At 60.9% G+C, this 6,028-nt stretch carries 4 protein-coding genes and 3 pseudogenes; 4 read left to right on the forward strand and 3 right to left on the reverse strand.

Annotated elements, in window-relative coordinates:
• Window positions 1-269: ferredoxin family protein (locus ACZIRK_RS44370; protein WP_463719107.1), on the forward strand; the 269-nt coding region annotated here is incomplete at its 5' end.
• Window positions 270-877: 608 nt separating this feature from the next.
• Here the strand turns inward: ACZIRK_RS44370 and ACZIRK_RS44375 are convergent.
• Window positions 878-1,186: pseudogene (locus tag ACZIRK_RS44375) on the reverse strand (transposase); the annotation flags it as partial.
• Window positions 1,187-1,301: 115 nt separating this feature from the next.
• On the opposite strand from ACZIRK_RS44375, the gene ACZIRK_RS44380 reads away from it, so the two are divergent.
• Together ACZIRK_RS44380 and ACZIRK_RS44385 are read left to right on the forward strand one after the other, a co-directional pair.
• Window positions 1,302-2,366 carry an IS630 family transposase gene (locus tag ACZIRK_RS44380; RefSeq protein ID WP_474419745.1) on the forward strand — a complete coding sequence of 355 codons (1,065 nt, stop codon included), beginning with the start codon at window positions 1,302-1,304 and terminating at the stop codon, window positions 2,364-2,366.
• Window positions 2,367-2,628: 262 nt separating this feature from the next.
• Window positions 2,629-3,969 (forward strand): hypothetical protein, encoded by a 1,341-nt coding sequence (locus tag ACZIRK_RS44385; RefSeq protein ID WP_474419746.1) that lies wholly within the window; start codon window positions 2,629-2,631, stop codon window positions 3,967-3,969.
• Here ACZIRK_RS44385 and ACZIRK_RS44390 read toward each other — a convergent pair.
• Entirely contained in the window at window positions 3,958-4,368 is a 411-nt protein-coding gene (locus tag ACZIRK_RS44390; RefSeq protein ID WP_245475207.1) for a DinB/UmuC family translesion DNA polymerase, read from the reverse strand. The two genes, ACZIRK_RS44385 and ACZIRK_RS44390, sit on opposite strands and share 12 nt — an antisense overlap.
• 413 nt (window positions 4,369-4,781) lie before the next feature.
• Here ACZIRK_RS44390 and ACZIRK_RS44395 point away from each other — a divergent pair.
• Window positions 4,782-4,859 (forward strand): annotated as a pseudogene (locus ACZIRK_RS44395) (BrnA antitoxin family protein); the annotation flags it as partial.
• A gap of 279 nt (window positions 4,860-5,138) precedes the next feature.
• Here ACZIRK_RS44395 and ACZIRK_RS44400 read toward each other — a convergent pair.
• Window positions 5,139-5,635 (reverse strand): annotated as a pseudogene (locus tag ACZIRK_RS44400) (TCP-1/cpn60 chaperonin family protein); the annotation flags it as partial.
• Window positions 5,636-6,028: the final 393 nt, after the last annotated feature.

The following is a 6,028-nucleotide window of genomic DNA, read 5'->3' on the forward strand; positions in this document are numbered from 1 at the left end:
AGGACAAGCTGTTCTACAACCGCTATCTTGTCGACGTCGGTCATCCTCACATCAAAGTACGCGCACATACGAAGCCGTCCCCACAGCTGCTTGCACTCTTGAAGGTCTGCCCGGCGCGCTGCTATGAACTCAACCACAAGGGGCAGGTCGAGGTCACCGTCGACGGCTGCATCGAATGCGGCACCTGCCGTGTCATCGGCGAACCCACTGGCGACATCGAATGGAGCTATCCGCGTGGCGGATATGGGGTGTTATTCAAGTTTGGATGAGGGCTGAACGGCAGGCCGCGTGTCATCGCCAAGAAGCACGGCCCAAGATTGGTCCACGAGCGACCTGATCAATTCGCTGCGACGATGCCGGCACACGGCAGCTGGGGCGCGTAGTTGCTCGTAGCTCAAACCCTAAAGCCCCAGCCAATCGATCACATGCGGCCAGATCTCTCGATGCGCACTCTGACCGACGAGCGCTCCAACTTGCTGCAGCGGAACACCGGTTTCCGCCTGATAGACAAGAACGGAGGGGGGGCTCAACGGTTGCAGTATGGGACCAGGAGGGCACCAAACGACTGGTATGATCAACTATCGCGGCGACGGGTCATTCAGTAAGCGGGTCCGAGCCGGCAAGAGGGCCGAGCACGTAAAGCTCGTTGCGGGCCAAGCAGTCTTTGCGAAAGCGCACGTCTATCCCATTTCGGAGCAGTTGGCGAGCGGGGTAAACTCATCGGGGCTCCCACGAATGGCGCGGAGGGGGGATGGCGAGCGCTTCCGAATCCGGCAAGCTGGCCGTGCAGCCTCGCAATAACGCACCAAGCACGAACTCCTCGGGTGCCGCGGTACGCTCGCCCCGATCGAGGAGCAGGCTCCCTGGCAGCGTGCTAATGGGCTCGGACGATGGTGCAATCAACGATCGATACTCGAAGTCTGGATCGTCAGACATCGCTTCGAAGATCGCCACCATACAGCCTTCGCGCTCCAGCGGCTGAAGCGTTGGAGAACGCTGTTCCAATCGCCAAACGCCTCTGGAAGATCACGCCAGCGAGCTCGCGTACGCACAATCCATAGAACGCCCTCCACGAACATCCGGTAGTCGCCTCCAGTCGATCCCTTTTGTCAGCCCGGCCGATAATCAGCGGCGCCATCCGATCCGACGGCGCGTCGCTCAAAACCATACGGTCGATCATACCCAAGACTGCCTCCCCAAAAGCAGTCTTGAACTGATGTGCCGGCTTAAGGGAATCCCAGGAGGTCCACAGGACCTAGTACTCACTTTTCTTGGATCGTGAGTCGTGATTCAAGATATGGATGATACCCGAAGCAAGAGAAGTCCACCTTTCGCGGAAAGATCGCAAGGTGCTTGAGGCGTGTTGTCGCTCGCCGACGACATTGCAGCGCGATTTGAAGCGGGCGCGGATCGTTCTGTTGGCGGCGGCCGGGCGCAGCACCCGGTCGATCGCCAAGGAAGTTGGGGTCCAGCCGCGGATTGTCAGCCTTTGGCGGCATCGCTATGCCGACCAAGGCCTTGAAGGGCTGCAAGACAAGCCGCGACCCGGCAAGCAGCCGATCTATACGAAGACGACCGACAAGCGGATTCTGAAGCTGCTGGACAAGCCGTCGCCGGAAGGGTTCGCACGCTGGACCGGGCCCCTGCTGGCCGAGGCGCTGGGCGATGTTGACGTCCAATATGTCTGGCGGTTCCTGCGCAGCCACAAGATCGACCTCGCGGCTCGCAAGTCCTGGTGTGAGAGCAACGACCCGAACTTTACGGCCAAAGCCGCCGATGTTGTCGGCCTCTATGTCGCCCCGCCGGCGAAGGCCATTGTGCTGTGCGTGGACGAGAAGCCCTCGATCCAGGCCTTGGAGCGAGCGCAGGGTTATCTGAAGTTGCCCAATGGCCGCGCCTTGACTGGTCAGAGCCACGATTACAAGCGGCATGGCACCACAACGCTGTTTGCGGCGCTCGAAGTCGCCACCGGAAAGATCATCGCAACGCACTCAAAACGACGTCGCCGCGTCGAGTTTCTCGATTTCATGAACAGCGTCACCGCGGCTTTTCCAAACCGGAAGCTTCACGTCATCCTCGACAACCTCAACACCCACAAGAAGAACGAGCGTTGGCTCAATGCCCACCCCAACGTGGAATTTCATTTCACGCCGACAAGTGCGTCCTGGCTCAATCAGGTCGAGGTATGGTTTTCGATCTTGCAGGGGCAGTCGCTCAGCGGCACTTCCTTCACAAGCCTCAAGCAGCTTCAGGACCACATCGATGCCTACGTCAACGCTTACAACGACAAAGCCGAGCCCTTCGTCTGGACCAAGAAAAGGGTCCGTCAACGCCGGTTCAAAGGCCGCCGTATCACTCAGCTCTGATTCCGGGTACTAGTAAGCGGCAAGCGGTGGTTCCGATTGCTCCAACTTCGCCAGCGCAAAAATCTCTCCTCTTGGTCATTAAGGCCTTTCTTCGGCGGACGACCGATGCTGCTGCGTGTGAGAGAATGCACGCTTCGGCCAATTTGGCCCACTCTAATTCTCTAAGCCCGTCAGCTTGTCGAAAGCTGATCCTAGTAGAGTGAGAACTAGAGAGCGACACTATCCGCTCAGGATTGCGAACCGGCCCCAACCGGAGGGGAACATGGACCCACTTAACAATATCAGCCCATTCGACCGAGATCTCGCTACGTACAACGCCACGGTGGCACAACAGCAACAGCAGCAAGCGGAATTTGAGCCGCACTTGGATGAAGTGCCGCAACGCGATGCCGCTCCCGTCGCAGGGGTTCCTGCTCCTCCAGGCTCCTATTATCCGTTGGAGCTCGGGCGCCATAGTGCCCGCGATCCTCATTCCGAAGGCGCCGTCGCCAGACGTCTTGGGGACGCCGCTGCGCAGCAGGACAGCGCGTCGCGGGAAGCTTTGAGATGGTCGGAGGGGCTCACAACGCAAGGTCACGATCAGGGTCTGCTGCGGGGGATCATGGACGAAGCCAGCCCAGCATCGTCTCTCGATCCAACCGTGCGCGATCACCAAGCGCCGGATTTTGGAGAAGCCGTTCGTCAGTTGAACCGGCGCGACGGCTACCAGCCGGCTCCGGACGAGCTGACCGGGAGCGCGGCCAAGAGGCAGAGGACGCTAAGCCATCCGCAAGAGGATGCCATTGCGCGGCAGCTGAGCGAGGCCGGCAATTCAGCCGCGCGCGTGTTGATGGAAGACGCCGGCCCACCGTCGCCTCTCGGGCGAGCTGTCGGCTCGCCAGTGGTCCTTCCTGCGGAAGGTTACGATCCGGATCTGCTGTGGGCGAGGATGGAAGGCGCCGGCCCATCGTCGTCTCTCGGGCCAACCGCGCGCCATCCTCAGGCCCCGAATTTCGGAGAGGCCGTTCGTCCCTTGAACTTCGGCCACCAGCACGCGCCGGACGAGCTGATCACTGCGCGGGAGGGGAGCAGCCTCCCGCCGAGCCAGGACAGCCGACCGACCAGCTTCGTGATCAACACTGACCGTTACACGGCGCTGTTGGTGCCCGCGGGGCTGATGAGGCAGAGCGCCCCACTCAATCCGCCAGGCGCTGCCATTCGTCTCGGATCTCGACCGGAAAACGCTCCGCAGCCGAGCGCGCGGCCGGGGAATCGGACCTCGCCAGCGCCGCTTGGACACAGGATGGAGCAAGCCGCGCCCGCGTCCGCCAGGGCTGAGGCTATGCCCTCAGCGGTCGGCGAGACTTTTGATGCTTCATTGGCCGTTCCCGAGGACTTTTCCCACGGCACCCAACCCGCGCCGGACATGATGATCTCGAAGCTGGGCCGCTGGGGCCTCTTGCCGGACGCGACGGAGCCGGTAAAGCACTACGACATTCGCGGCGAGCGCTACACCGCCGTCTTGGGGCCGGGAGGACCCAACGACGTTCGGCTCATCCATCACCCTCGAGTTGGTAGTGATGCTGCGCCAGCGGTGCCGGCGAGGGCTCTGTCAGACATCTAGCGCGGTCGTCACTCTCTGGCTGATCTGCCGTCCACACCGCAGAAGCTGCGTGATGACGCTGACTATCGCAATTCCGAGCAATTGTATTGGCTTCTTTGGCGGCATCAGGTGCTTCAGCGGGTCCTGAGCGAGGGTCGAAGATCGCTTGCGGTATGGATGACCGATTGATTTGCTCCGGGTGATTAGTTCGCAATCGGAGAACTTCACCCTGAGCGTCGCCGTCCCGCCCCGGGCGCCTGTGGCCTCGCAGTGGTGCGAAACCTTTTCGATGAGCGGCTTCAGTTCCGCTGCCGGAGCATCGTACTCCGCTAGGTCCTCTGAGAAGGTGTTCTCCGCACCGAGGGACTTGCGGATCCGGTTGGCACGCACGGGACGCTCGTCGATGCCGTGGGTATCCAACAGAGTAGCTATCGGCCTTGCCGAAGTTGGCGTTCATGAACTCGAGTGTCTGTTGCGCATGTCCATGCCCGGGAAAATCCCGAGGCGGTTCATCTTGGCGCTTGTCGCCGGCCCGATCTCATGGAATTTCCCGGCGGGGAGATCCTGAACGGAGGTCGGACCCATCTTTGGCGTGGTAAGGAACGATCATGCGGCTTGCGGTGGTGCGAGGCGAGCTTCGCCAGCAACTTGTTGTAGGATGTCGGCCGAGCGGTCAGGCAGTGTCCAAGTGCCAGCGTGAGGCTATGACTAAGCGATAACCCGAAATCGACTAAACGCGACTTTGCAAAGACAAAAGCCTTCGACGAGGTCTTCCCAACGATGCGCAAGGCGCCGCGGCTCAATAAGGCGCCGACGAATAAGCTCGGCTTAGCCCCGTTGTCTTGAATCATTTCAAGGCCGGCGGCCCTAACTGGCAGAGCAAAATTGACGAAGCATTTGTGAAGACTTGACGGAAGCCCGTGGATAGCTGAACGGACGCTCCAGACGAGCGGGGCGTCTCGCGGAGCTTTTTGTTGCATCAGGTCGGCATATGAAATCTTGGGTTCACAATCGGCTGAACATGCTTAACGAAAAAGGCGACCAGCGCTGCTGAATCTGCCAACAGCAGATTCCGGGACGCGCGTAATGCGAGCCCGGAACAACGTGGTAAGAGATTGCAAGAGCAAACAAAAACCCCGGCATTGCTGCCGGGGTTCTCGCGTTTCGTGGTTCACGTGCCGGCGGCTGGATCAGAAGTCCATAACACCCATGCCGCCCCCAGGAGGCATTGCGGGGCCGGCGGCCGGCTTCTTCGGCAACTCGGCGACCATCGCCTCGGTGGTGATCAGGAGAGCCGCCACCGACGACGCGTTCTGGACTGCGGTGCGCATGACCTTGGTCGGGTCGATGATGCCCTTGGAGACAAGGTTGCTGTACTCGCCGGTCTGCGCATCGTGTCGTAAGAGTACTGATCCTTCTCCAGGACTTTGCCGACCACGACCGAGCCGTCTTCGCCCGCGTTGATCGCGATCTGACGGGCCGGCCAGGACAGCGCCTTGCGCACGATCTCGACGCCGGTCTTCTGGTCGTCGTTCTTGGTGCGCAGGCCCTTGAGCTGCTCGGTGGCACGGAGCAGGGCGACGCCGCCGCCCGGAACGATGCCTTCTTCCACCCCCGCACGGGTCGCGTGCATTGCGTCATCAACGCGATCCTTGCGCTCCTTCACCTTGATCTCGGTCGCGCCGCCTTAGCTGACTGCAGCTCTCGGCGTCGACGATCTACGTCAGTGATAAGCGCCGCATGTGTCCGCGCGGCTTCCTGGCCTTTTCGAGGCCGGCTGGAATGAACGGCCGTTCCAGCTGATCCGGCAGGAATTCTATCTGTGGGCGGGAGCGCGGTCTGTCATGTCGGTCCGAGCGCTTCGCTTCACCGGCTGTTGATGCCTGAGTAATTCTCCCCAGAAGTGCCGTTTAAAAAATCCCCAGTTGATCGTGTCGCCCATCCTCAGGGCGCGCCCTGAGGATGGGCGGCGAATCGATCACCCGATCCTGCTCTGCCCAGAACGAGGGAGCGGGTGCGGTGATCAAGCTTGGGGAAGTCATCATGATACTTGATCTTCATCGGCAGGGGCTGACGGTTT

It is taken from the genome of Bradyrhizobium sp. Leo114, assembly GCF_055229415.2.